General features: G+C 34.5%; 24 protein-coding genes and 1 pseudogene. 17 read left to right on the top strand and 8 right to left on the bottom strand.

Going from position 1 to position 25,353, the window contains the following annotated elements; genetic code table 11:
• The first annotated feature begins 2 nt into the window (after nt 1–2).
• Together FHP05_RS14215 and FHP05_RS14210 are read left to right on the top strand one after the other, a co-directional pair.
• Nucleotides 3–962: a diacylglycerol/lipid kinase family protein gene (locus FHP05_RS14215; RefSeq protein ID WP_147670472.1), complete on the top strand. Its 960-nt coding sequence runs from the start codon at nt 3–5 to the stop codon at nt 960–962.
• Between the two features lie 99 nt (nt 963–1,061).
• The gene (locus tag FHP05_RS14210) at nt 1,062–1,874 is read left to right on the top strand and encodes a phosphotransferase family protein (protein ID WP_147670470.1); all 813 of its coding nucleotides are present in this window, start codon (nt 1,062–1,064) and stop codon (nt 1,872–1,874) included.
• On the opposite strand, the gene FHP05_RS14205 is transcribed toward FHP05_RS14210, so the two are convergent.
• Nucleotides 1,866–2,150: a YtzH-like family protein gene (locus FHP05_RS14205; protein WP_147670468.1), complete on the bottom strand. Its 285-nt coding sequence runs from the start codon at nt 2,148–2,150 to the stop codon at nt 1,866–1,868. The genes FHP05_RS14210 and FHP05_RS14205 overlap by 9 nt on opposite strands.
• 214 nt (nt 2,151–2,364) lie before the next feature.
• Here FHP05_RS14205 and FHP05_RS14200 point away from each other — a divergent pair, with 214 nt between their 5' ends.
• Nucleotides 2,365–3,225, top strand: a complete 861-nt coding sequence (locus FHP05_RS14200) for a YtnP family quorum-quenching lactonase (protein ID WP_147670466.1) — start codon at nt 2,365–2,367, stop codon at nt 3,223–3,225.
• Between the two features lie 49 nt (nt 3,226–3,274).
• Here the strand turns inward: FHP05_RS14200 and FHP05_RS14195 are convergent, their stop codons facing one another.
• Nucleotides 3,275–3,589: a PepSY domain-containing protein gene (locus FHP05_RS14195; RefSeq protein ID WP_147670464.1), complete on the bottom strand. Its 315-nt coding sequence runs from the start codon at nt 3,587–3,589 to the stop codon at nt 3,275–3,277.
• 210 nt (nt 3,590–3,799) lie between these two features.
• On the opposite strand from FHP05_RS14195, the gene FHP05_RS14190 reads away from it, so the two are divergent.
• The gene (locus FHP05_RS14190; RefSeq protein ID WP_147670462.1) at nt 3,800–4,867 is read left to right on the top strand and encodes a M42 family metallopeptidase; all 1,068 of its coding nucleotides are present in this window, start codon (nt 3,800–3,802) and stop codon (nt 4,865–4,867) included.
• 86 nt (nt 4,868–4,953) lie between these two features.
• Nucleotides 4,954–5,469, top strand: coding sequence for a DUF84 family protein (locus tag FHP05_RS14185; protein ID WP_147670460.1), 516 nt, complete (start codon nt 4,954–4,956; stop codon nt 5,467–5,469).
• A 26-nt stretch (nt 5,470–5,495) separates the two neighbouring features.
• On the opposite strand, the gene FHP05_RS14180 is transcribed toward FHP05_RS14185, so the two are convergent.
• Entirely contained in the window at nt 5,496–5,936 is a 441-nt protein-coding gene (locus FHP05_RS14180) for a YtoQ family protein (RefSeq protein ID WP_147670458.1), read from the bottom strand.
• A 114-nt stretch (nt 5,937–6,050) separates the two neighbouring features.
• Between FHP05_RS14180 and FHP05_RS14175 the strand changes: the two genes are divergently transcribed.
• The 8 genes from FHP05_RS14175 (at nt 6,051) to FHP05_RS14140 (ending at nt 13,947) form a co-directional block, all read left to right on the top strand.
• Entirely contained in the window at nt 6,051–6,365 is a 315-nt protein-coding gene (locus FHP05_RS14175; RefSeq protein ID WP_147670456.1) for a thioredoxin family protein, read from the top strand.
• Between the two features lie 25 nt (nt 6,366–6,390).
• On the top strand, nt 6,391–7,197 hold the full coding sequence (locus FHP05_RS14170; RefSeq protein ID WP_147670454.1) for a DUF1444 domain-containing protein: 807 nt from the start codon (nt 6,391–6,393) through the stop codon (nt 7,195–7,197).
• 19 nt (nt 7,198–7,216) lie between these two features.
• Nucleotides 7,217–7,825 (top strand): YtpR family tRNA-binding protein, encoded by a 609-nt coding sequence (gene ytpR / locus FHP05_RS14165; RefSeq protein WP_147670452.1) that lies wholly within the window; start codon nt 7,217–7,219, stop codon nt 7,823–7,825.
• Nucleotides 7,826–7,979: 154 nt separating this feature from the next.
• Nucleotides 7,980–10,256: a DNA translocase FtsK gene (locus FHP05_RS14160; protein WP_407923445.1), complete on the top strand. Its 2,277-nt coding sequence runs from the start codon at nt 7,980–7,982 to the stop codon at nt 10,254–10,256.
• A gap of 72 nt (nt 10,257–10,328) precedes the next feature.
• Nucleotides 10,329–11,438: a nicotinate phosphoribosyltransferase gene (locus tag FHP05_RS14155; protein WP_191126366.1), complete on the top strand. Its 1,110-nt coding sequence runs from the start codon at nt 10,329–10,331 to the stop codon at nt 11,436–11,438.
• Between the two features lie 160 nt (nt 11,439–11,598).
• Nucleotides 11,599–12,903: a UDP-N-acetylmuramate--L-alanine ligase gene (murC, locus tag FHP05_RS14150; protein ID WP_147670448.1), complete on the top strand. Its 1,305-nt coding sequence runs from the start codon at nt 11,599–11,601 to the stop codon at nt 12,901–12,903.
• 183 nt (nt 12,904–13,086) lie between these two features.
• On the top strand, nt 13,087–13,494 hold the full coding sequence (locus tag FHP05_RS14145; RefSeq protein ID WP_147670446.1) for a DUF948 domain-containing protein: 408 nt from the start codon (nt 13,087–13,089) through the stop codon (nt 13,492–13,494).
• Between the two features lie 24 nt (nt 13,495–13,518).
• Nucleotides 13,519–13,947 (top strand): YtxH domain-containing protein, encoded by a 429-nt coding sequence (locus FHP05_RS14140; protein ID WP_147670444.1) that lies wholly within the window; start codon nt 13,519–13,521, stop codon nt 13,945–13,947.
• Nucleotides 13,948–14,237: 290 nt separating this feature from the next.
• On the opposite strand, the pseudogene FHP05_RS14135 reads toward FHP05_RS14140, so the two are convergent.
• Nucleotides 14,238–15,240: pseudogene (locus FHP05_RS14135) on the bottom strand (cell division protein FtsA); the annotation flags it as partial.
• A gap of 154 nt (nt 15,241–15,394) precedes the next feature.
• Here FHP05_RS14135 and FHP05_RS14130 point away from each other — a divergent pair.
• The 4 genes from FHP05_RS14130 to motS all read left to right on the top strand — a co-directional run bounded on the left by FHP05_RS14130 (nt 15,395) and on the right by motS (nt 19,566).
• Nucleotides 15,395–16,489: a bifunctional 3-deoxy-7-phosphoheptulonate synthase/chorismate mutase gene (locus tag FHP05_RS14130; RefSeq protein WP_147670442.1), complete on the top strand. Its 1,095-nt coding sequence runs from the start codon at nt 15,395–15,397 to the stop codon at nt 16,487–16,489.
• Nucleotides 16,490–16,748: 259 nt separating this feature from the next.
• Nucleotides 16,749–17,744, top strand: coding sequence for a catabolite control protein A (gene ccpA / locus FHP05_RS14125; RefSeq protein WP_147670440.1), 996 nt, complete (start codon nt 16,749–16,751; stop codon nt 17,742–17,744).
• Nucleotides 17,745–17,981: 237 nt separating this feature from the next.
• Nucleotides 17,982–18,806, top strand: a complete 825-nt coding sequence (gene motP / locus FHP05_RS14120) for a flagellar motor protein MotP (RefSeq protein WP_147670438.1) — start codon at nt 17,982–17,984, stop codon at nt 18,804–18,806.
• Nucleotides 18,796–19,566, top strand: coding sequence for a flagellar motor protein MotS (motS, locus tag FHP05_RS14115; protein ID WP_147670436.1), 771 nt, complete (start codon nt 18,796–18,798; stop codon nt 19,564–19,566). Before motP ends, motS begins: the two co-directional genes overlap by 11 nt.
• A 38-nt stretch (nt 19,567–19,604) precedes the next feature.
• Here motS and FHP05_RS14110 read toward each other — a convergent pair whose 3' ends face one another.
• The 4 genes from FHP05_RS14110 to FHP05_RS14095 form a co-directional block, all read right to left on the bottom strand.
• Nucleotides 19,605–20,771, bottom strand: coding sequence for an acetoin utilization protein AcuC (locus FHP05_RS14110; RefSeq protein ID WP_147670434.1), 1,167 nt, complete (start codon nt 20,769–20,771; stop codon nt 19,605–19,607).
• Nucleotides 20,768–21,418, bottom strand: a complete 651-nt coding sequence (locus FHP05_RS14105; RefSeq protein WP_147670432.1) for a CBS and ACT domain-containing protein — start codon at nt 21,416–21,418, stop codon at nt 20,768–20,770. Before FHP05_RS14105 ends, FHP05_RS14110 begins: the two co-directional genes overlap by 4 nt.
• Nucleotides 21,418–22,074: an N-acetyltransferase gene (locus FHP05_RS14100; RefSeq protein ID WP_147670430.1), complete on the bottom strand. Its 657-nt coding sequence runs from the start codon at nt 22,072–22,074 to the stop codon at nt 21,418–21,420. The genes FHP05_RS14105 and FHP05_RS14100 overlap by 1 nt, the downstream gene beginning before the upstream one ends.
• 205 nt (nt 22,075–22,279) lie before the next feature.
• Nucleotides 22,280–25,309, bottom strand: coding sequence for a transglycosylase domain-containing protein (locus FHP05_RS14095; protein ID WP_147670428.1), 3,030 nt, complete (start codon nt 25,307–25,309; stop codon nt 22,280–22,282).
• Between the last annotated feature and the right edge of the window lie 44 nt (nt 25,310–25,353).

Genomic DNA, 25,353 nt, shown 5'->3' with positions numbered 1-25,353 from the left:
AAATGTATGTTTTTATTGTTAATCCAATTGCTGGTAACGGAAAGTCAAAAAAAATATTTTCTAAAATAAGGAAAACAGAACTATTTAAAGAAATAAATGAAACAGTTTATTACACAAAATACGATGGCCATGCAGAAGAAATTGCAGCAAACCTTATTAATCTTAATCAGAGAAAAGTTGAAGCAATCATTGTTATAAGTGGTGATGGCACATTACATGAAGTAATTAATGGTCTCTCAAATGATACGAATATCCCAGTTGCATTTATTCCTGGAGGTTCTGGGAATGATTTTGCAAGAGGAGTGCAGTTAGGGAGAAACCCAATCCGAATCTTCCATGAAATAATAAAGAATCGGGAAGCTTCTCCTTATTGGTTGGGTACATATAAAATTGATGAAAAGCGTCAACACTTTGTAAATAGTATTGGGTTTGGATTTGATGCAGCGGTTGCAAAGCGTGCTAATGAATCTAGTATGAAAAAATTTTTAAATAAATTACACCTCGGGCAATTAAGTTATTTATCTGCACTCATTTCTGTTTTATTTCGCTTTCAGTTTTTTAATGTAGAGTTGGAAATTGACGGAAAAAAGCGCCGATATAACCGTTGTTTCATGGTGCTAGTTGGTAATCACCCATACTTGGGTGGAGGTCTGAAAATTTTACCAGAAGCTAAAGTTCAGCCAGATAAGTTTTCTATATTAATGATCCACTCTGTATCTAAATTAAAAGTTTTAGGTGTGTTTTTGACGGTATTATGGGGAGGGCATGTGAACTTTTCAGAAGTGACTGTTGTCGAGGCTGAAAAGTTAAAAATAATAAGTAATAAACAACTTGATTATCAGGTAGATGGGGAAACAGATAAAATAGCTCCCCTTCAATCATGTACTATTGTAAAGAAAACGTACCCAATTCATATATTGGGAACAGAGCGAGAGGAAAGTGAAATCAAAAAAATAAGTTAAATAAAAACTCATTCTTGCATTATGGACAGCTTTTCTGTAACCTATAACATGTCTGTCTATTAGAATGGCATAATTACTTATAGATTTGAGGAATGAACGGTGGAATGGTTTCAGAAAATATTAAGTAAAGAATGGATTATAACACCAGCTGGTGGTTTAACTGGTGATGCATATATTGCTACAAACGGTGATAAACGTTTATTTTTGAAACGTAATTCTTCTCCTTTTTTAGCAGTCTTGTCTGCAGAAGGAATCGTTCCGAAATTAATCTGGACAAGACGAATGGAGAACGGGGATGTTATTACCGCACAGGAATGGATGGATGGTCGAACATTAAATCAAGAAGAAATGAAGCAGGAAAATGTTGCTAATTTATTATATAAAATACATTATTCCTCAGAATTATTGTATATGTTAATGCGTTTAGGCAAAAGACCACAAACAGCTATGTCACGGTTCATACAGTTGACAAACCATACTCGTATACAGGAATTGTCTAATCAACACCGAGAAATACGTCAAGCAATTCATATTTTGGATACTTTTTTACCAGTAACCGACAATAAAAAGCTTGTTGTTTGCCATGGTGATATCGATCATCACAATATCATATTAGATAACTCTGGACAAATATATCTTGTTGATTGGGAGAATGCGATGATTGCTGATCCAATTATTGATTATGGACATGTATTAAAATGGTACATTCCTAAAGAAGATTGGAATAATTGGTTGAAACCATTTGGGATATCACTTCATACAGATACATTAAAACGAATGTATTGGTATTTAATTATCAACTGTTTAGATTACCTGATATGGCATTATTTGCGCAATGAAACAACAGCAGTTCAAAATCGGATGTTGGATTTAAAAGAATTAGTAAATGATGTTCAAACTTTTTTAACGTAATACCTGATTGATGGTCTCCAACCAAACTTCAATATTCTGTTGATTTGTTATGGTATGTTCTTCTGTGTTTTGAACACGCTCTCCCTGCCAGCCATAATGATACATCTCAGGAAGTTGTTGGAGCAGATTTTCATTTGTAACTTTGTTCTTAGAAATCATGGATTGAACAAGTCGTTTAATTTGACTGTATTCTGTAATATTACAGTCAGCTTCACTTAAATGTTCATCTAATATATCATGTAATAATTCCAATTGATGGTTTGTATTTATTTGCATGAAAATCACCTCTATTATAGCTTATTTAAAACTAGAAATAATATGTGAACACCCTTATGCTGATTGGTCACTTTATTTTTAGGTAATATTTATCAACCATATTGTGCCGGTATAAAGTTTAATTATTCATATATCATTCTTCAAAAAAATGTATGCGCTTGCATAGAAATGTTTATTTCGATACACTTAACTAAAAAAGCGAGGAATGAGATAAATGGAATCATTGCAAATAGGTCGAGCCAAACTGACATGGCTAAATGGTGGTGTAATGTTTTTAGATGGTGGAGCAATGTTTGGGGTTGTTCCAAAAGCATTATGGAGTAGAAAATATCCATATGATAACAAAAATCGTATAGAATTAAGAACAGATCCTATTTTATTACAGGTTGATGGGAAAAATATTTTAATCGATACGGGGATAGGGAATGATAAATTAACCGAAAAACAAATACGTAATTTCGGTGTTCATGAACAATCTTCTTTAGAGAAGTCATTAATGAAATTAGGATTAACTGTACACGATATAGACTTTGTTTTAATGACCCATTTACATTTTGATCATGCATGTGGTTTAACGAACAGACAATCAGATAATAAATTTCAGTCTATTTTTACACAAGCTGAGATAATTGTTTCTGATATAGAATGGAGTGAAATGCGGAATCCCAATATCCGGTCTAAGAATACGTATTGGGAAATAAATTGGCAACCAATTATCAACCAAGTACAAACATTTGAAAAGGAAATAGAAATTATTCCGGGACTAAGGTTGATTCATACTAGTGGTCATAGTGAAGGGCATTCCATCCTTATCTTTGAAGATGGAGAAGAATGTTTTATTCATATGGCAGATTTAATGCCAACACATGCTCATCAGCCTGTATTATGGGCATTGGCGTATGATGATTATCCAGTTACATCTGTGCATCAAAAAGAAAAATGGATGGAGAAAGGTTATATGAAAAATGCATGGTTTACTTTTTATCATGATGCTTATTATCGAGCAATTAAATTTGATTCATCTGGGGAAAAAACAAATGAGTTAAAGCGTAAACAATATACATATCAAATGTAGTACACAAAAAGAAAAGCCCGTTAGAAAATGGGCTTTTCAAGTGAATCATTTACGCCGTTTCAACTGAATCAATAACAGCACCTGTATCAACATCTACATAAAACTCATATTGTTTGTTTTCGCCATCGATATTGCGGGTAATCCCACCACGATATGCATCATAAAAAAGTCCATTTCTTTCTACTTGTTCTGGTTTCATATAAATCCAAGAACCACTGATTGGACCTTGCTGTTTAAATGTTTCTTTCGCTTGTTTTAATGCTTTTTCAGGTGTTGTTTTTTGATACTGATCCATCTGTTTTTTTGCTAAGTAACCAGCTGCAACTCCTAAGCCAGCCGCAAGAATAACTTTCTTTTTACTCATTTAATCACCTCTTGCATGAATAATAGAATTAATTGTTCCATCTTTAGTATACCGTAAAACTCTTGAAATAGAAATAAAAGTATATTTTATCGCAGATCAACTGGCTGTAAGACCCCCGCTAATTGAAATATCACTTTATAATTATAGGAAATAGTACTTTTTTTCGTTATACTAGTATGTAAATATTGTAAAAAGGTGGGAATATGAATTATGGAAAAGGAAACACTGACTCTATTTAAAACATTAACAGAATTACAAGGAGCTCCAGGAAATGAGCATCTTGTTCGTTCTTTTATGAAAAAAGAATTGGATAAATATGCAGATGAAATCATCCAAGATAATCTTGGTGGTGTATTTGGAGTGAAACATGGTGATGGACCGAAAGTGTTAGTTGCAGGTCATATGGATGAAGTAGGGTTCATGGTTACACAAATTACTGAAAATGGAATGATTCGTTTTCAAACCCTTGGTGGGTGGTGGAATCAAGTATTATTAGCACAACGTGTACAGGTCATGACAGAAGATGGACCAGTTATTGGAGTAATCGGTTCTATTCCTCCACATTTATTAACAGAAGAAAAAAGAAACAAACCAATGGAAATAAAAAATATGCTCATCGATATTGGTGCAGATGATAAGGAGGATGCCGAGAAAATAGGTATAAAACCTGGCCAGGCCATTGTTCCTGTTTGTCCGTTTACACCAATGGCGAACAATAAGAAGATAATGGCGAAAGCATGGGATAATCGATATGGTTGTGGTTTAGCTATTGAACTATTAAAAGAATTACAAAATGAAACTGTTCCAAACCAGTTATTTTCAGGTGCCACTGTCCAAGAAGAGGTAGGTTTGCGTGGTGCCCAAGTAGCAGCAAACATGATTCAACCAGATATTTTCTATGCATTGGATGCATCCCCAGCAAATGATATGTCAGGTGATAAAAATCAATTTGGGCAATTAGGCAAAGGTGCCTTGTTACGTATTTATGATCGTTCCATGGTTACTCATCGTGGCATACGTGAATTTGTATTAGATACAGCAGAACAAAATAAAATCCCTTACCAATATTTTGTATCCCAAGGTGGAACAGATGCAGGTCGTGTACATATCTCTAACGAAGGTGTTCCATCAGCGGTAATCGGTCTTTGTTCTCGCTATATCCACACATCCGCATCCATTATCCATGTAGATGATTATGCAGCTGCTAAAGAATTACTGACGAAATTAGTTAAAACAACCGATCAAAATACGGTTGATTTAATACGGAAGAATAGCTAATAAAAGATTGAATTACTTTGCCTCTCATCCATAAGATGGGAGGCTTCATAACGATTTAAAGTAAATGAATGAAGGGGAAATATTTTATGGAGGTTCAGGTTGGTTCAACCAATCCCACAAAAATAAATGCAGTTAAACGGGTGTTTTCCGACGCAAATATCATTGGAAAAAATGTGTCTTCCCATGTCTCTGAACAACCCTTTTCTGATGAAGAGACAAGGCTTGGAGCAATTAATCGTGCCAAACAGTGCGTCGATGTTTCGAAACGAGTATTAGGAATTGGTTTAGAGGGTGGCGTCATGTACTTGGAAAATCAACTATATCTGTGTAATTGGGGAGCACTTGTTACACCAGAAAATCTCCTATATACAGCAAGTGGTGCGCGAATTCCTTTACCAGAAGATATTGCGGAAGGTCTACAAGCAGGCAAGGAATTAGGGGATATTATCGATGAATATGTAAGTAAAAGGGATATTCGTAAAAAAGAAGGAACAATCGGTATTTTTACCAATCAACTCATTACACGCTCTGATTTATTTACACATGTTGTCAAGTTATTACGTGGTCAATGGGAATATTCAAAAAAAGTAAACGCGCAGTAAAACCCTTTCTGCGCGTACTCAATTACTTACTCAAAAATATATGCTAATACTTCAAGGGCTTGGTCAACCGTCTCGACAGTGACATTTGCTTTATTAGACAGTTCTTTCAGTGGATGGATAAGTGATTCAGGGCGAATGATAATGGTTGGTTTGTTCAATGTAATTGCAGCACTTGCATCCATTGCTGTATTCCACTGTCTATACTCTTGGCCGAATAATGCAATAACAATGTCGGACTTTTGCATAAGGACTTGTGTCCGTAAATTGTTAACATTTGAGGCTACATGATCTCTATACAATTTATTTGGTTGTTTTCCTAGAATAGCTTCTCCAATATCATCTGAACGATCATGATTTGTTTGTGGCGCTACAAATTTTAAGTTTAACTCTCTTTCTTTTGCTTTTTGTTCGAATTCTTCTCGCCAATTATCATGAATTTGTCCAGCGAGATATACTGTTAATTCCATATAAATCCCCTCCAAGTAGCATTGTATACGAAATTTTCTGTTAATACAAAGGAAAAGTTACTATTATTGCAACAAATGCTAATCATAGTTAGTATTAAAAAGGGAGTTGATTTTATGAGAACACTTGAATCTAAAGAGCAATTTACGGAACTTATTAATGAAAAGACAATCTTCATTTTTTCAGCAGATTGGTGTCCAGATTGTCGTGTGATTGAACCGTTTTATCCAGAATTAGTGGATACATTTACAGATTATACATTTGTATTAGTAGACAGAGATCAATTTATGGGTATATGTCAAGAATATGATGTATTTGGTATTCCAAGTTTTATTGCATTTCAAAATGGAGAAGAAATAGGGAGATTTGTAAGTAAAAACCGTAAAACAAAAGAAGAAATTATAGATTTTATCAACGATTTATCGAAGTAAGAGTAGCCTATTTAGGAGGCAAATCATGAAAAAAATGACAAGTTTGAAATTGAAGAGAATGCTAGAGGAAAGATTGTCTAATGATAAGTATCGTACCTCATATAATCGAAATAATGATACGTTTCGTGTTGAGTGGAAAGATACGAAACAAGGTGTGACAATCACTTTACCAACTATTGTTGCAAAGTATAATGAACAGGGTGAAGAAGCCGTTGATGCTATCCTTGAACATATTCAAGAATCACTTAAAATCATGCATCAAAAACATGATTTAGAGGGAATGGAAAAACACATTTTTCCAGTTATTCGAGCAACTTCTTTTCCTGTTGAAACAAACGCAGGGGAAAAGCTCATATTTAAAGAACATACAGCAGAAACGCGTATTTTTTACGCACTTGATTTAGGAAAATCCTATCGATTGATTGACGCTTCCATGCTTGAAAAATCCGAATGGACTCAATCTCAATTAGATGAAATGGCCATGTTCAATTTACGATCACTATCAACAGAATATAAAGTGGATCGTGTTGCAGGAAATGATTTTTATTTTGTTGCAACACAAGATGGTTACGATGCAAGCCGACTTTTAAATGAGTCTTTTTTAACAGAGATGAAAGAGAACGCAAAAGGTGAATTAGTTGTAGCTGTACCACATCAGGATGTTCTTATTTTTGCAGATGTAGAAAATAAAACAGGATATGATATTTTAGCACACATGACGATGCAATTTTTTACAGAAGGAAGAATTCCAATTACGGCACTTTCATTTACTTTTGAAGATAATAAATTAATACCAATTTTTATTATGGCAAAGAATAAACCAGAAAAATAAAGCGAGAAGAGGGATAAATATGGACGTGTTTTATAATCCAGTAGGTGTTGGAGATGTGTTAATGATTCCGGTAACAGATACAGATGTAAATCGTTATGATGTGACACATAAAAATATAGGACCAATAACAAAAATTGAAGGAAAAGATGGGGAATTATTAGGATATAATATTTTTGAAGCTTCCTCTCATTTTAAACTAGAGAAAACTGGCAAAATTCGCCTAACAGAAGAACTGTTAAGCGAAATAAAACAATTATTTAGTGAGCAAGGAGTCGATGATTCACTTGATTTTGACTTAAGTGCTAAGTTTGTAGTTGGCTATGTGACAGAGAAAAAGCAACATGAAAATGCAGATAAACTTAGTGTTTGTCAAGTTGATGTAGGTGATGAAGTATTACAGATTGTGTGTGGTGCTCAAAATGTGGATGAAAATCAAAAAGTTGTTGTAGCGAAAACAGGTGCTACGATGCCAAGTGGTTTAAAAATAAAGCCAACTAAATTACGTGGTGTTCCATCAAGTGGTATGATTTGTTCTAAGAGAGAACTCGGCTTACCACAACCTTCAGAAGAAAAAGGGATTTACGTACTAGATGAATCATACCAAACAGGATCAGCTTTCAACTTTTAATGATGTGATAAGCAACCTTTTCCAGAAATGGAGATAGGTTGCTTTTTTTGTGGAAAAGGATAATACTAAAAGTTAGGTGAAAAAGAAGTATTCTACCAGATTCCTACACAATCTAAAAAAAACTGGTAAAATAACATTAAAAGATTTTTAAGAAATGAGTGACATTATGTGGGAACGAATTAAGAAAAAACTTGAAAAAATTTTGTGGGAAGAAGTAGAAGTTGAAGTGGAAGAAGAATATAATCCTGCAAAACAATTCAAAATTGAACAAGAGCCACCAATAAAAACAAAAGTGACTTATCAATATCCAAATCAAAAAAAATTCCCATTTCCACTTATACCTGATCAACCAAACCGTCCAAAAGAAAGGGATAAAGAAACAGTAGAAGTCCCAGCTTATAAAAGACGGAGACATATAGAAAAACAAGTGAGCACAGATACATTAGAGGTTAAAAAGAAAGAATCTACTAAACAAGAACAAAGAAAACGTGCCCCCTTTCGACCAAGTAGAGTCGCATCTCCTATTTATGGATATCAAAAGCGCAGGGAGAACAGACAGGTGGAACAAGTTCCGACATTTCTGCGTAAGAGAAATGAAGAAAAACAAAAAAATAATCAAACGAAAGTAAAAGTACAACAAGAAAAAGAATCCAGTCAAATACATCCAAAATCTATCGACAAGACAGAACACATACAAGAAAATGATTTGTTTGTTCGTAACCAAACAAACGAAGTAGCAGCAACAATAGAAAAACAGCCTCTAGCTTCAAATGTGATCAAACATGATGAAAAGAAAAGACATCGTTCGGAAGATTTAGCAAGTGAAAAAGTAAACGAAGTAAAAAGTAATGAATTAAGAAAAAAGAATCATGTAGAAAAACAACAGAAAAAGAAGCAACAATCTACTGTTGGGAAAACGCCATTTAATGTAATCATGACACCACGGGATAAAAAAAGAATACATGAGCAACAAGAAAAGTTTCAACAGCAGCAAAAAATGAAGCATACACATGTACCCTTACATTTATTGAATGACTCAGAAACAGATAATCAAAATATTCAACCATGGATTCAAGAACAAACGACATTGCTTGAGAAGACATTGAAACATTTTAATGTTCAAGCAGAGGTTGTACGTGTTTCCCAGGGACCCTCTGTTACAAGATTCGAGGTGAAACCTGAAATTGGAGTTAAAGTAAGTAAAATACGTAATTTAAGTGATGACTTAAAATTAAACATGGCAGCAAAAGATATTCGTATTGAAGCCCCGATTCCAGGGAAAAATACAGTTGGTATCGAAGTTCCAAACCAAACATCGCGAATGGTTACATTACAAGAAATCTTTGAAACAGATGCTTTCAAAAAAAGTACTTCTTCATTACCCGTAGCACTTGGACTAGATATTGAAGGAACACCTGTTATAACAACTATTGATAAAATGCCACATGGTTTAATTGCTGGTGCAACTGGATCAGGAAAAAGTGTTTGTATCAATTCTATTTTAGTTAGTATTTTGTATAAATCGAGCTATAAAGATGTAAAGTTTTTACTAATTGATCCTAAAATGGTTGAGTTAGCCCCATATAACGGTATTCCACACCTGATATCACCAGTTATAACAGATGTAAAAGCGGCTACTGCAGCGTTAAAATGGGCTGTAAATGAAATGGAAGAACGGTATGAACGGTTTGTGGAAGAAGGAGTTCGTGATATTGGGCGATTTAATGAAAAAGTCATCCAACAAGGTCGCATGGAAGAAAAAATGCCCTATCTCGTTATCGTTATTGATGAATTAGCAGACCTCATGATGGTATCTCCACAAGACGTGGAAGATGCTATTTGTCGCATTGCTCAAAAGGCAAGAGCAGCAGGAATTCATTTATTAGTAGCAACACAGCGTCCATCTGTTGACGTTATAACAGGTTTAATAAAAGCAAATATACCGACAAGAATTGCATTCAGTGTTTCATCTCAAGTAGATTCAAGAACAATTATCGATCATGCTGGTGCTGAAAAACTACTCGGAAAAGGGGATATGCTTTTCTTAGAAAATGGAGCAGGCAAGAGCGTCCGCTTACAAGGTCCATTCGTATCAGATGATGAGATTGAACGGATTACAGCATATGTACGTAAACTAGCAAAACCAGACTATGCTTTTGAACAAGAAACACTTTTAGAACAAGTAGTTACTGAAGAAGAGGAAGATGAATTATTATCAGATGTGATTCGATTTGTTATGGATGTAGATAAAGCAAGTACTTCCTTATTGCAACGCCAATTTCGAATTGGTTATAATCGGGCAGCAAGACTCGTTGATTCATTGGAAAAACGTGGTATAATTTCTGAACAGAATGGAAGTAAACCACGAGAGGTGTTACTATCTAAAGGACAATATGAACAAATTCAAAATGAAAATGAACAGGAAATTTAATCTCAGGGCTTGTTAACTTGAATTTGGTTTTATATGATGAAGATAACTATAAAACATATCGGGGAGAAAACAATGAAAGAAATCGAGAAAAAATTGGCTGGAAAGATTGATCGATTAACGAATAAAACATTTAAATTTGATGAAAGAATCGCTGAAGGCTGGTTCTCAGCTGTATATTTTTTAAAAACACGGGAAATTGCTGAGAAAAAGCTACCAGACAATTATGTGACAATGCAATTTTTCCAAAAAGAGCATGCTGTATTATGTGGGACAGATGAAGCGATTGCACTTGTTCATACATTTGCAGATAAACCGGAAACATTAGAAATCCATTCTTTAAAAGATGGAGACAAAATAGAACCATTTGAATCTGTATTAACTATTTCTGGTTCCTACCAACAATTTGGCTTTTTAGAGGGGATTATTGATGGGATTTTAGCAAGAAGAACTTCTGTAGCTACAAATGTATATAATGTTGTAAAAGCGGCACGAACTTCTGGAAAACAAAAACCAGTAATTTTCATGGGGGACCGAGACGATCACTACACACAACAAGCTGGAGATGGGTACTCAGCTTTTATTGGTGGCTCTACTGCCCAAGCAACACATGCAATGAATGAATGGTGGGGGAAAAAGGGAATGGGAACAATGCCACACGCATTAATTCAAATGTTTCGTGGAGATGTTGTTGCAGCAACTCGTGCATATCATGAAATATTTCCAGAAGATGACTTAGTAGCATTGGTCGATTTTAATAACGATGTGATTACAGATTCTTTGAAAGTGGCGCGTGAATTTGGGCAAGAATTAAAAGGAGTTAGATTAGACACTTCCCGCACGCTGGTTGATAAATATTTCCTTAGAAATCATCATCAAATGGGAACGTTTGACCCTCGAGGAGTAAATCCAGAACTTGTCTTCGCATTAAGAAAAGCATTAGATAATGATGGGTATAAACATGTAAAGATAATGGTAAGTGGAGGATTTACAGAAAAACGAATACAATATTTTGAACAACAAGGTGTACCTGTGGATATGTATGGAGTAGGAGGCAGTTTATTAAAGATTAATATTGGCTTTACAGGTGATAATGTTTTATTGAATGGAACACCTTGTGCGAAGGAAGGACGCCGGCATCGGCCAAATCCACGTTTGGAGAAAGTAGAATATCACAAACAATAAATATAAACGAAATGGATATTTATTTTCCATCTAGGTTTTGTTCTGCTATAATACAAATGGTATAATGACAAAGATATTTAAAAATGGTGTTTACTACAATGATTTGTAAAAAGCATATTGTAAGAATATGCTTTACACACATATTTGGGGGTTCTTTTTTATGAAAACTTACCATTTTATTGGTATAAAAGGGACTGGAATGAGTGCATTAGCACAAATACTTCATGACTCTGGAGAGAAAGTACAAGGTTCAGATGTGGAAAAAACATTTTTTACAGAAGAGGCATTACGTGCAAAGCAAATTCCAATCTACCCATTTTCTAAGGAAAATATACAAGAAGGCTTAATTGTGATTGCGGGAAATGCATTCTCGGATGAACATATCGAAGTGAAAGAAGCTAAAGAACAAGGCGTTACCTTCTATCGTTATCATGATTTCCTAGGTGAATGGCTAAAACAATATACAAGTATTGCAATAACGGGATCACATGGAAAAACATCGACAACAGGTCTGTTGGCACATGTTCTAGATGAGTCTTATCCAATTTCTTATTTAATTGGGGATGGAACTGGTAAAGGGCATATTGACAGCAAATACTTTGTGTTTGAAGCATGTGAATATAGACGTCATTTTTTAAGTTATGAACCAGATTTCGCAATTATGACAAACATTGACTTTGATCATCCTGATTATTTTTCCAGTATTAATGATGTATTTCAAGCATTTCAAGAAATGGCGGACCGAGTAAAAAAAGGAATTATTGCATGTGGAGATGATGAACATCTACAGCAGATTCAAGCAAAGGTTCCTGTAGTATATTATGGTTTATCTGCTTCTAATGACTTTCAAGCACAGAATATCACGGAGACAGATGAAGGAACGACATTTGATGTTTTTGTACGAAATACGTATTATGACACATTTTCAATTCCAATGTATGGCAATCACCAAGTACTAAATGCATTAGCTGTTATTGCAATGTGCCATTATGAAGGAATTGAAGCTAGTGAAATGAAGGAAATCTCCTCTTTTAAAGGGGTGAAACGTCGTTTTACTGAAAAAAAGATTGGTAGCCAAGTTTTAATTGACGATTATGCGCACCATCCTATTGAAATTAAAGTAACGATTGATTCAGCAAGAAAAAAATATCCTGACAAGGAAATTATTGCGATTTTTCAACCACATACATTTACACGTACAAAAACATTTCTACAAGAGTTTGCTAATAGCTTAAATTTAGCAGATCATGTCTATTTATGTGATATCTTTGGCTCAGCAAGAGAAGATTCTGGGCAAATGAAAATAGAACAATTGATTCAGCTTGTCGAAGGTAGTTCCTTGCTTGATCTTGAAAAGACAGAAATACTTAAACAATATAAAGATAGTGTTCTTATCTTTATGGGGGCAGGCGACATTCAAAAGTTCCAACAAGCATATGAAAAAACATGTGTTCCATGTAATTGATTAATCACGCTTTTTCCCTAAATATGAATAAAATATCAGTTTAATTGAACAAGGTTGTCCATATATGGTAAAATTAGTCATATCTACTTATTTTGTATTTGGACAAGCATCATTCGTTGTAAATGATAAAATAATAATACATTTTAAATTGAATTCTAAATCGCCAGAAGGAGTTGTTCGAAAATGGAAGGCTTGTTATATGTTTCAGCATTAATTGTGGCAGTAGCGTTTGCAGTACTTGTAGTTTATTTAGCGATTACGCTAAAAGCTGTTTCACGCACAATGAATAATGTGGCAGACACATTAGAAGGATTTGAAAAACAAATTGAAGGAATAACATCTGAGACGACTGAATTATTAAAGAAAACAAATCATTTAGCAGAAGATGTAAACCAAAAAACTGCTAAATTAGATGGTGTTTTTGATGGTGTAAAAGGTCTAGGGGAAACTATTAATGATTTTAATCAATCTTTAAGCGATATTACAAACAAAATTAGCCGTGACGCATCTGAAAATCAAGAACAAGCATCACAGGCAGTAAAATGGGGTTCCGCTCTTTTGGAGCTTTGGAGAAAAAATAAAAATAAATAATCATTTATTGGGGGGGTTCTTTAAATGAGTCAAAATAATGGTCGTACAGGTGATTTTTTTATCGGAGCAGTTATTGGAGCTGCTACAGGTGCCGCTTTAGCTCTGCTATTTGCACCGAAGTCAGGTAGAGAGTTAAGAGGAGATATTACTGCTGAATCTCAAAAAGCTGTTGTTCGTGCAAATGAATGGAAAGAAACGGCACAAATGAAAGGTATCGAATTAAAAGATAAAGCACTTATTGTTGGTGGTGAATGGAAGGATAAAGCAGCAAGTAAAACATCCGAACTATCACAAACGGTGGCAAATAAGACAAAAGATTTAAAAAATACCGCAACGAAAAAAATAAATGACCTCCGAAATATAGAAGATGAAGCATTGGAATCTGCTGAAGAAGCGTTAGAAGAAGTTGCTGAAAAATTAGAAGAAACAGCAAAAAAAATCGACAAAGAATAATATAAAACAGGCTAGGGATCACTAGCCTGTTTTTATTATGGGTATTTTTAGAATTTCAGTGTTAGCAACAAGTATGTGTATATGAAGAAAATACTTTTTTAAACATAAAACCATTCTATGGCAAGCTGATCTCCATGATGAATTTCTGCATCAAAACTAGTTGTTAGTCCATTTTTTAATAAACGATAATTTCCTCTTGTTTTCTCCGTGGAAAATTCAATAAAACGAAAAATATCTTGAAAAATAAAGGGTTGTTGCTTTTTTTTCACTAGTTGTAATTGATCATTTAATTTTGGTAATTTAGGAGTAAGACTTCCACCTCCAATTAACATGACGGCTTTAGGTGCTTTTGAATTTAAACAAAGTATTTCCTCGGCAATAGATGCTGCTAATTGCTCAATCGGTGTATAAATATGATGTATCATTTCTTCAATGGATACTTCCCTATCAAACCCTAATATATCTGTTACTACTGCTTTTCCTTTACAAACGATATCTCGTTTTGATCGTTCTGCCACGGGAAAATCGAGTAGATATTGATCACTAATTGCTTCTGTAATTTCATCTCCTGCCATTGGGACCATTCCATATGCAATAACAGTGCCATCTGAAGTAAGTGCAATATCACTTGTACCAGCACCAACATCGACTAAAGCGATGTTTTAGTCTTCTCATGGATTCAGGAACTAATAAATGGATAGCAGCAATAGGTTCTAATGTTAATGATTGCATCTTTAACTCTGCATGTTTTAATGCTGCGATAAGTGATTCAACAACTACTTTTGGTAAAAAAGTAGCAATTACTTCAACAGTCGCAAACTCTCCTTTTTGTTCAATCAATGAACCAATTGTTTCCCCATCCAATTTATAATGTAAGACAGAGTAACCAACACAATAATAATTTGCAGGGGTTATAACATCCTCTTTGGATAATAGCTTTTTTTGTGCTTGGTTGACAGCACTTAATTCAAGGTGTTTTATTGTTTCTTCTGATATAATTGGTCTATGTTCTAAAGCAAATTCTGTTGATGCTCGTATTGCTTTTAATGATCTGCCGGCAGCAGCTACACATACATGATGTAATGGTCCGTGCTTATCTTCAAGTGTCTGCTTTACTAGTTTAATAACATGAGAGACTTCTTTTACATCATGAATTTGGCCATCGTGCATGGAACGTGCTTGATGTTCTTTCATACAATAATCAACAAGTTCAAATTGATTCTTTACTTTTTTTAAAATAATTCCTGTAACAGATCTCGTTCCAATATCAAGTGCAAAAATATGTTTTTTCATGAATGTTTTCTCTCCTAAAATATACTAGAAATATATATTATAAACTTATTTTGAATAAAGGAAAAACTATTAGCCAAAGTAGTACTAATTTGTTATAATGAAAAACAATTATTAAAATATGGATAATTTTAAAAATATTAAAGGAGTGTCGAAAATGTCTGGTAATAAAATGGATCAACATCGTGAAGAACTTGATACACTGAATTTAGAGTTACTTGAACTTATAAATAAACGAGCAGCATTAGTTCAAGAAATAGGGAAAATTAAAGTAAAACAAGGTATGAAAAAATTTGACCCTATACGAGAAAGAGAAATGTTAAATAGCATCGTAAGGAAAAATGATGGGCCATTTGAAGATTCTACGATTGAACATATTTTCAAAGAGATTTTTAAAGCTAGTTTAGAGCTTCAAGAAGATGATCATCGAAAAGCATTACTCGTATCCAGAAAACGGAAACCAGAAGATACTGTTATTTCGGTTAAAGGCACTGCTATTGGAAATGGATCCCCACAATATGTTATGGGACCTTGTTCTGTAGAAAGTTATGAACAAGTAGAACATGTTGCAAAAGCAATGAAACAAAAGGGATTAAAACTATTAAGGGGTGGGGCATTTAAGCCGCGGACATCTCCTTATGATTTTCAAGGATTGGGTTTTGAAGGATTACAAATTTTAAAAGATATTGCAGATAAATATGATTTAGCAGTTATAAGTGAAATTGTAAACCCGGCACATATAGAAGAAGCAGAGCAATATCTTGATGTTATTCAAATAGGTGCACGGAACATGCAGAATTTTGAATTATTAAAGGCAGCCGGTAAAGCAACGAAACCTATTTTGTTAAAAAGAGGAATGTCAGCTACTATCGAAGAATTCATGAAAGCAGCGGAATATATTATCTCTCAAGGAAATGAGCAAATTATTCTATGTGAACGTGGAATTCGAACATATGAAAAAGCAACAAGAAACACACTAGATATTTCTGCAGTTCCTATTTTAAAACAAGAAACACATTTACCGATTATAGTGGATGTTACACATTCTACCGGAAGACGTGATTTATTACTTCCAGCCGCTAAAGCAGCATTAGCAATCGGCGCAGATGGAGTCATGGCAGAGGTTCATCCGGATCCAGCAGTAGCTCTATCAGATTCTGCCCAGCAGATGGATATTCCAATGTTTGATCATTTTATGGAAGAACTAAAGGATTTGCAAAATCGAATTCGAACGGAAGTACCTGTAAGATAATGATATGTTCCCCTATAAGTGTACAGATTGCGTAAATCAAATCTGATACTTATAGGGGATATTTTTATTATTAATAAGAAGTTATTATTTGAAAAATCAATATCGTTAGCTTGCTAACTACACTTGTTAAGGTAGTTTAGTTCTTTGAATTGAATTTTTATTTTCCTTAGCGTATGATAAAGTCAGACAAAATGGAATCTGAATGGTGTTCATTGAAAAAGGGTATCATTGTAAATGAACAAAATATGGAGGAATTAGTATGACAGTTACAATCTATGATGTGGCAAGAGAAGCAAATGTATCAATGGCAACAGTTTCACGGGTAGTTAATGGTAACCCAAATGTGAAACCATCCACAAGAAAAAAGGTATTGGATACAATTGAACGTCTGGGATATCGACCAAATGCGGTTGCTCGTGGATTAGCTAGCAAGAAAACAACAACAGTAGGAGCGATTATCCCGGATATTTCTAATATATTTTTTGCGGAATTGGCTCGGGGAATAGAAGATATTGCTACCATGTATAAATACAATATTATCTTAAATAATTCCGACCAAAATAAAGAAAGAGAATTACAATTAATTAATACCATGTATGAAAAACAGGTGGATGGTATTTTGTTCATGAGTGATACGATTTCAGATGAACACTTAGAACAGTTTAAAGGGGAATCAGTACCGGTTGTATTGGCTACTACGTATGATGAAAATGATAAACTCCCTTCTGTAAATATAGATTATGAAAAAGCGGGTTATGAAGCAACGAAATATTTAATTGACCAAGGAAATGAACGAATTGCTTTTGTGTCTGAAAATGAAGAAGCAATTATAAACCAATTGAAATATAAGGGGTATATTCGAGCATTAAAAGAGGCATTCCTTCCTATTAATGATGATTATATTATTCATGGACAATACACACATGATTCAGGAATGAAAGCAGCAGAGCAACTATTGAAATTAGATGATAGACCTACTGCTGTATTTACTGCTTCTGATGAACTAGGAATGGGAGTTATTCATGGTGCACAAGACTTTGGATTAAAGGTTCCAGAGGATTTGGAAGTGTTTGGTTTTAATAACACAAGGCTTTCCACAATGGTTCGTCCAACTCTAACAGCAATTGACCAACCGACATATGATATTGGTGCTGTAGCGATGCGTTTATTAACGAAATTAATGAATAAAGAAGAGGTAGAAGAGTCAACAGTGATTTTACCTCATCGAATTGTAAAAAGAAACTCAACAAAATAAAATTTATGCCGATAATAAATGTGTAATAGCTAATAAAGATAAATTCAGTAAAAATATTTATTTTACCTGGATTGGAATTACACCTATTTCGCAACTTGACGGCATAATACACTCGCTCTCAAGAAGCGGGTGTTTTTCATTTGAGCTGGAGCCAGCTCTATGAAATAAAAGGACATGCATTTTTTTGTTCCTGTAAATGTGTTTATTCATTAATCAACAAGGTTGAGGAGAGAGACTATGAGAAAACGGGATTTTTTGACTCCTATTGGTATAACACTAGGTTTTATTATGCTTATTGTAGCAATTTCAACAAGAGGCGGTGAAAATGCTGCTACATTCTTTGATTTCTCGTCTATTTTAATTGTTTTTGGTGGGATGCTTGCCTCCTTACTTATTTCATTTAACAAAGAGCAAATTAAGATGACTGGGAAAGTAATGCAAGAGGCATTTCATCAAAATGACCAACGTCTTCCTAATTTAATTGCTCTATTTGTTCATTTGTCTGAACGTGCAAGAAGAGAAGGTATTCTTGCATTAGAGAATGAATTAGAAAATGTAGATGATCCCTTCATAAAGAAAGGAATTCATTTAGCAGTAGATGGCATTGAACCAGAAATGATTAATGATATTATGAATGCAGAAATTACAGCGATGGAAGAAAGACAATACCGTGGTCGTCAAATCATAGAGAAATGTGCAGAATATGCACCTTCTTGGGGAATGATTGGAACATTAGTTGGACTCGTTCTTATGTTAACAACATTAGAAGACCCTGAATCCTTAGGACCAAGTATGGCTGTAGCATTACTGACAACATTATACGGAACAATTCTCGCAAACCTCGTTTTTATACCAATGGCAAATAAATTGGAAACGAAAACAGAGGAAGACATCTTTTTAAAACAAATTATTATCGAAGGTGTAATCGGTGTGCAATCTGGCCAAAATCCACGTATTTTAGAAGAAAAGCTAAGTGCTTTTTTAACAGAAAGTGATATAAAACAGATAAAAGCTATGGGAGAAGAAACACCAATCGTGGAGGAATCGATTCATGAAGCGTAGAAAAATAAAAAGAAGAAAAAATACGGGAGCTCCAAAATGGATGGTTACTTATTCAGATATGATTACACTAATACTCGTTTTTTTCATTTTACTATTTTCTATGTCACGAATTGATTCGATTAAATTTCAAGCTGTGTCTGATTCATTTCGGAATCGAGCTATTTTTGACTTTCAACCATCAGCAGTACCAGTAGAATACCCAGCGCCCAACCATGGAGAATTGACTAAAGGAAAATCTCCAAATGACTATGATTTACCGACGAAACAATCAGAACAATCGGATGAAAATGAAGAAGACGCATTAAATAAATTGGTGAAAGATGTAGAAGGATATTTAGACGAAAATGACTTACATAATGTGATTACCGCAAACCGAACAGACCGGGGTGTTGTGTTAGTTTTACAGGAACAAATACTATTCGAAACAGGAGAAGCAGATATTCTTCATTCTGGAAAACCTTTTTTAAATAAAGTAGGTTCCTTATTAAAAAACATTCCTAATCATGTAAAAGTAGAGGGACATTCAGATAATCGTCCAATTTCTACTTTTCGTTATCCATCCAATTGGGAACTATCAGGTGCTCGAGCAAGTAGTGTTGTACGTTATTTAATTGAAGAATTTCATTTTGATAAATCTAGGTTTTCCCTTGCTGGATATGGCGACACAAGACCAAGAGTACAAAACGACTCCCCGAAAAATTGGGAGAAAAATCGACGTGTTGAAATAGTGGTATTAGAACATGGAGATAAAGAGGAATAATTATAAAGGAAGAGAAGGACGCTTTTAATGTGTCCTTCTTATTTTAAATTTCTTTGTGTTTTTATATAGCTTAAAGCATGTTCTAACATTTGGTTATTCTTCTCCATAATCTCTTCTTTACGTGGAATAACGGGGATATCTTCTTCAAGATCATGCCAATATGTTGGTAATGTGACAGGTGCTTCTTTTTGCCATTTTAAGAGCCAATCATTTGGTAGTTTTCCTGTAAAAGGTTGGTTATCATTCATTACTTTCCATATTTGTGCCCATGCTCTTGGAACAACTCTCCATAGATCATACCCGCCGCCACCAAGTGCAATCCATCTTCCTTCACAATATTCATGTGCTAATTGGTGGGCTAAAAGTGGAATTTGCTCATAAATTTTCATACTTGAATTTAAATGTGTGAGAGGATCTAAGAAGTGAGCATCTGCACCATTTTGTGTAATCAGCACATCTGGTTTAAAAAAGTCAATTATTTCCCTGAATGCGTTTTCATAAATTGAGATAAAAGATTCATCTTGTGTAAATGCATCCAAGGGGATATTAAAACTATATCCGTATCCCTTTGTAATACCACGTTCATTTACATAACCCGTTCCTGGAAAAAGGTAGCGACCAGTTTCGTGAATGGATAAAGTGCAGACATGAGGATCTTCATAAAAGGCCCACTGTACACCATCTCCATGATGGGCATCTGTATCAATATAAAGTACGTTCATATTATATTTTTCTCGTATATATTGAATACCAACCGCTGCATCATTATAAACGCAAAAGCCAGATGCTTTTCTCTTAAATCCATGGTGTAATCCACCACTTAGATTTAATGCATGAGATACTTTGTTTTGTAAAACTGCATCAATAGCCTCTAATGTTCCACCAACAATTAAAGCAGCAGCGTCATGCATCCCTTCAAAAACTGGTGTATCGTCTGTATTTAATCCGAAATCAGCTTGTTTACTTGATGGCAGCTCTCCTTTACTTGCTAATTTAACAGCTTCAATATATGTCCTGTCATGAAATAATGCTAATTCTTCATCTGTTGCCATCCTTGGATTCATAATGGAATGTTCATGGAGTTGATTCATTGATTTTAATAATTCTTTTGTCAACCGAACTCGGATCTGGTTAAACGGGTGATCTGCATAAAAGTGATAGTTTAATAGATTTTTTGAATATACAAAAGAGCTTTTACAGGTCATTCTTCTGCCCCCTGTAAAGGCTTTGGCCAAATCACTTCAAACCCGTTCGTTTGCAAATCTTTTACAACAGGAAGTGGATGTATCGTTTGTACACGGATAACAACAATTTTATAATTCGAATCTTCGTGGTCTGGGTAAATTAAAAGAGAAGTTATATTTAGTTTTCTTTTTCCAAAGACAGCTAAAATAGATGCTAAGTTTCCCGGTTCATGGGGTACTTTTAATTCAATATGAGAACTTGGCATATGTGTCCCAGTTAGTTGAATCAGTGTATAGAGCATATCTTTTTCTGTTACAATCCCAACTAATTTACCTTCCCGAACGACAGGAAGACATGCAAATGTTTCTTCATAAAATATTTTAGCAATGTCTTCCACGAAGTCGAGTGGATGAATGGTAACAACTGGGGTGCTCATGATTTCTCTTATCTCCTTTTTTAGAACCTGTTGATTTGCTTGTTTATCTAAAATAGAAGGACTTGCAACACGAACATCACGATCGGAAACAATCCCGATGACATGCTTTTCCTTGTCGATGATTGGAATATGTCGTATTCGATGTTCTTGAAGCAACTGTAGTGCTTCAAGAACAGTGGCAGTGGAAGACAAAGTAATGACGTTTTTTTTCATAATTTTCTCTACAAGCATTAAACTCCACCTCCTAATGATTTTTGTTGCCTATATTTGCTTAAAAAACGTAGTGTACGAAATGTATCCAAAGATTCCTCTGTAACATTTTCTCCAATTCGAACCATTAAACAATTAGCAGGATGGGAGATGATTTCAGGGTCATCTGTTGTTTTAGGTAATAATCCACCATTAGCCATCATTTTCTCCATCACTTTACGATATTGCCATACATTTAATCCAGTACCTCTCAAATCCCAATGCCAATAATATTCGGTCGAGATAATAATGTAATTTTCCATAAATTTATCCATCATGGAGACTTCTAATAAACTAGAAGCAATTTTAAATTGGCGAAAGTGACGAGTAACTTCTACTGCCCCTAATACAAGCAAATCTTTCATATCGAATGTTGACCATCTTTCTAATGGATCTGGATAAAGAAAGGTAACATACCCGATAATTGTATCTTCAGTTCTTGCAATTATAATCCGGCCTTCTGGAAAGGCGGCAATTTTTAATAATGCTTCAAATTGTTTCTTAGGCGGACGAAATGCTGTTAAACCGTCGTCAAAATTATAATTCTGCAATTGTTCAGGCTTGACAGGTCCTTCTATGATCACATCACCATGGGTAGTTTGTTTCGTTCTAGAATAATAGGTCTTGTTATGCCTCACCACAGTACCCCCTTAAAACTATAATAATCTATGTAACTTTATTATACAGAATTTTATACTTAATATAAGTGGTAGATGTGAATAAGTTTTAAAATTATTCTTATGATAAAGTGAAACTTTAATCAGTGGGGTCTTAGAGCCGGTTAAACTGCGATAAAGAAAAGAAGAGGAAAGTCCTCTTCTTTATTCCATCAATAATAAATGATTAGTCTTCTACTTCTTTTTCATCTTGATCACTTGAGTCTTGATCATTAGAGTCTGGTTTATTTGGAGAATTCTCTTTATCATCCTCCACTGCTTTGTCTTTCTGTGGTTCATTTTTGTTTTGGTCATTTGTTTCTTTATTTGATTCGGGCTTTTTTTCTGTATCTTTTTCCTGTCGCTTATCTTTTTCTTCGTTTTTCTTTTCCTCGGTATCGTTTGATGGTTCTTTTTTCTGTTTTGTTTCTGTTGGCTTTCCAATCAATACTGATTTAGAAGAGGAGGATTCTCTTCCAAAGTAATCGACAGCTTTTACTTGGTATGCAGCTGCTTTTCCTCCAATAGAATAGCTAGTATTGGTGGTACTTCCGATTAAGCTAAAAGATCCATTTGGATTATCTGCACGATAGACTCGGTAGCCAACAATATTCTTACTACTTGGTTTACCCCATGATAATTTATTACCTGCACCATTTACAGATGTTGGCGAAGCAGGTGATTTTCCTGTGTCTTTTATAGCACTACTTGTTTGCCCTTTTGCCCCGCCTATTTTCCCCCAAACTTCAGGGTTACCACGTCTAGGAATCAATTGCGACAAGTCGCCAAGATAATCATATCCCTTACGCTTGATGAAGTCAGGGTTAAAGGCAAATCCACCACCTGCTTTAACAAACTCTTTTGGTGTTTTTGGTCCTGCTGGAACGGTTTTTCCATCGACAACTACTAAACCTGATCCTCCACTACCGACTAAACTGTCATCTACCTTTGTTGGAACATATTTTGCATTAAATATATCTGTTCGTGTCAATCCAACCTTACTACATAATTCAGATGGTAACAGACCAGAAACAGCACAAATGCTTCGACTAACAATTCCATCTGGACGTTTTAGGCGTTCTTGTGGAGCAATTAATTCTGGGTTAATAGCAGTAGCAGCATTAGCTAATTCAGCCCAGAATTTTAAATTTCTTTGACTATAAGATAAAGAACATCCTGGACAGTAATTTAATGATTTATTTGATTTATAACCAATCCAACTTCCAAGGCTTACATTTGGGTTGGTACCAATAAACCATGCATCCTTATAGTCATTTGTTGTTCCTGTTTTCCCTGCCCAATCAACCGCACTATGGTGTAATTGAGATGGCAAAGAAGCGGCTGTACCGGAACGAACAACATCACGCAACATATCATAGGTTAAATAAGCTGTTTGTGGTGAAAAGATTTTAACTGGTTTAGGTTTGTGTTCATAGATTATTTTTCCATCTTTCGTTGTAATCTTCTCGATAATATGTGGTTTAACATATTTTCCTTGATTACTAAATGTTCCAAATGCACTTGTATTTTGTTCTACTGTCACACCTGTTTCTAAACCACCAAGAACAGTAGAAGGTAATAATCCTTCTTCAGCTTTTAATTTTGGAAACTCCATTTTTTTCAAATATGTCTTGACAGGATTTGTATGCATTATTTCTCTATAAAGTCTGTCAGCAGATACGTTATAGGAACGAGCCAGTGCTTCACGGGCAGAAACTAAACCATAATAGGTGCCACCATAATTTTTTGGTCCACCACCACCTCTTGGTGGGATATCTGCAATCGGTGTTCCTGGTTGGATATATCCCATTTCCATAGCGGGAGCATATCCTGCTAATGGTTTCATTGTACTTCCATTTTGACGATATACTTCAGTAGAATAATTATATTCATCGATATCAAATCCACGCCCGCCGACAAATGCAAGCACTTTACCAGTTTTATTTTCTATTAATGATGCTCCTGCTTGAACAGGATCTGGAATGTTTTTAAATTCTCCAGTTTCCTCATCTTTAACTTCCTTCATTTGATCCGGTCCAAAGTGTTGGTAGTTTTCAACGACTTTCTGAAAACTATCATAGATTTTTTTGTCGATAGTTGAATAGATTCGATATCCCTTCATTTTTAAATCTCGTTTAGCTAAGATTTTGTATTTTTTTTCAAGTTCTTCATCTTTCTCAAGTTCTTTTTTTGATACGCCATCTTCTTTCGCTAAATGTTCCATTAAAATATCTGTTGCTCGGTTTTGAACTTCTTTGACAACGTATGGGTATTTTTCTCTAGAAGAATCCTTTTTATCTGTGAAATCTTCTACAATATTATAGGAAACTGCCTTTTGATATTCTTTTTCTGATATATAGTTTTCTTCTTGCATTCTTTTAAGAACGACTTTCATACGCTCTATACCAGGTTTTAGTCCTTCTTTATCTTTTAGTTCACCACCAAGTGCGAAAGGTGTGAATTTATAAGGATTCTGAGGCATTCCTGCTAGAAAAGCTGCTTGTGGAATGTTTAAGTCTTTCGCATCAATTCCAAAAACACCCTGTGCAGCTGTCTGGATCCCTGCAATATTTCTGCCGGAAGAGTTTCTTCCATAGGGAATGACATTTAAATAAGCTTCTAAAATTTCTTCTTTCTCAAAAAAGTTTTCTAATCGCATCGCTAGTAAGATTTCTTTTGCTTTTCGATCGAAAGAAACTTCATTTGTTAATAATTGATTTTTAATTAATTGTTGGGTGAGTGTACTTCCCCCTGTTTTTGTATCTGAATTAAGTGCTTCTTGTGCCATTGCACGAACAATTGCTTTCGGAACAATTCCATTATGTTCATTAAAATATTCATCTTCTGTAGCAATTACTGCATGAATCAATGTATCAGATACTTTATCTAATGTAATTTCTTCTCTATGCAGATCAGAACGAACATCTCCCATATATTTTTTATTAGCAAAATATAGTTTCGTTGTTTCTTCATAATTATAGATTGCTTTTTCCATACTTTCATGGCTACGGATTGGTTCATCTTTGACTAAGGAGGCGAAGTAACCAGCACCAACACCAAGTCCAAGGAATAAACCGATAAATCCAATGATGATAAAAAATAAAATTATATTCCAAATGACATCATAACTAATTCGAAAGGAACGTTGGATTTCACCCTTGTTCCATAAGTTTCGCAATTTTTTATAAAAGTTTTGGAGAATTTGTTTTACATCCACATTAAAAACCTCCTAAAATATCATGTTATATTATAGCATAAGCG

The sequence above is a fragment of the Cerasibacillus terrae genome, from assembly GCF_008039555.1.
Classification (GTDB): domain Bacteria; phylum Bacillota; class Bacilli; order Bacillales; family Amphibacillaceae; genus Cerasibacillus; species Cerasibacillus terrae.
Note: the sequence above shows the minus strand (reverse complement) of the source record. Positions and strands in the feature narration are given on the sequence as shown.

Excerpts from the sequence above, each read along its gene's own strand:
- FHP05_RS14215 (WP_147670472.1), top strand. The coding sequence starts at position 3 with ATGTATGTTTTTATTGTTAATCCAATTGCTGGTAACGGAAAGTCAAAA.
- FHP05_RS14205 (WP_147670468.1), bottom strand. The coding sequence starts at position 2,150 with ATGCAAATAAATACAAACCATCAATTGGAATTATTACATGATATATTA.
- FHP05_RS14200 (WP_147670466.1), top strand. The coding sequence starts at position 2,365 with ATGGAATCATTGCAAATAGGTCGAGCCAAACTGACATGGCTAAATGGT.
- FHP05_RS14195 (WP_147670464.1), bottom strand. The coding sequence starts at position 3,589 with ATGAGTAAAAAGAAAGTTATTCTTGCGGCTGGCTTAGGAGTTGCAGCT.
- FHP05_RS14190 (WP_147670462.1), top strand. The coding sequence starts at position 3,800 with ATGGAAAAGGAAACACTGACTCTATTTAAAACATTAACAGAATTACAA.
- FHP05_RS14185 (WP_147670460.1), top strand. The coding sequence starts at position 4,954 with ATGGAGGTTCAGGTTGGTTCAACCAATCCCACAAAAATAAATGCAGTT.
- FHP05_RS14180 (WP_147670458.1), bottom strand. The coding sequence starts at position 5,936 with ATGGAATTAACAGTATATCTCGCTGGACAAATTCATGATAATTGGCGA.
- FHP05_RS14175 (WP_147670456.1), top strand. The coding sequence starts at position 6,051 with ATGAGAACACTTGAATCTAAAGAGCAATTTACGGAACTTATTAATGAA.
- FHP05_RS14170 (WP_147670454.1), top strand. The coding sequence starts at position 6,391 with ATGAAAAAAATGACAAGTTTGAAATTGAAGAGAATGCTAGAGGAAAGA.
- ytpR (WP_147670452.1), top strand. The coding sequence starts at position 7,217 with ATGGACGTGTTTTATAATCCAGTAGGTGTTGGAGATGTGTTAATGATT.
- FHP05_RS14160 (WP_407923445.1), top strand. The coding sequence starts at position 7,980 with ATGAGTGACATTATGTGGGAACGAATTAAGAAAAAACTTGAAAAAATT.
- FHP05_RS14155 (WP_191126366.1), top strand. The coding sequence starts at position 10,329 with ATGAAAGAAATCGAGAAAAAATTGGCTGGAAAGATTGATCGATTAACG.
- murC (WP_147670448.1), top strand. The coding sequence starts at position 11,599 with ATGAAAACTTACCATTTTATTGGTATAAAAGGGACTGGAATGAGTGCA.
- FHP05_RS14145 (WP_147670446.1), top strand. The coding sequence starts at position 13,087 with ATGGAAGGCTTGTTATATGTTTCAGCATTAATTGTGGCAGTAGCGTTT.
- FHP05_RS14140 (WP_147670444.1), top strand. The coding sequence starts at position 13,519 with ATGAGTCAAAATAATGGTCGTACAGGTGATTTTTTTATCGGAGCAGTT.
- FHP05_RS14130 (WP_147670442.1), top strand. The coding sequence starts at position 15,395 with ATGTCTGGTAATAAAATGGATCAACATCGTGAAGAACTTGATACACTG.
- ccpA (WP_147670440.1), top strand. The coding sequence starts at position 16,749 with ATGACAGTTACAATCTATGATGTGGCAAGAGAAGCAAATGTATCAATG.
- motP (WP_147670438.1), top strand. The coding sequence starts at position 17,982 with ATGAGAAAACGGGATTTTTTGACTCCTATTGGTATAACACTAGGTTTT.
- motS (WP_147670436.1), top strand. The coding sequence starts at position 18,796 with ATGAAGCGTAGAAAAATAAAAAGAAGAAAAAATACGGGAGCTCCAAAA.
- FHP05_RS14110 (WP_147670434.1), bottom strand. The coding sequence starts at position 20,771 with ATGACCTGTAAAAGCTCTTTTGTATATTCAAAAAATCTATTAAACTAT.
- FHP05_RS14105 (WP_147670432.1), bottom strand. The coding sequence starts at position 21,418 with ATGCTTGTAGAGAAAATTATGAAAAAAAACGTCATTACTTTGTCTTCC.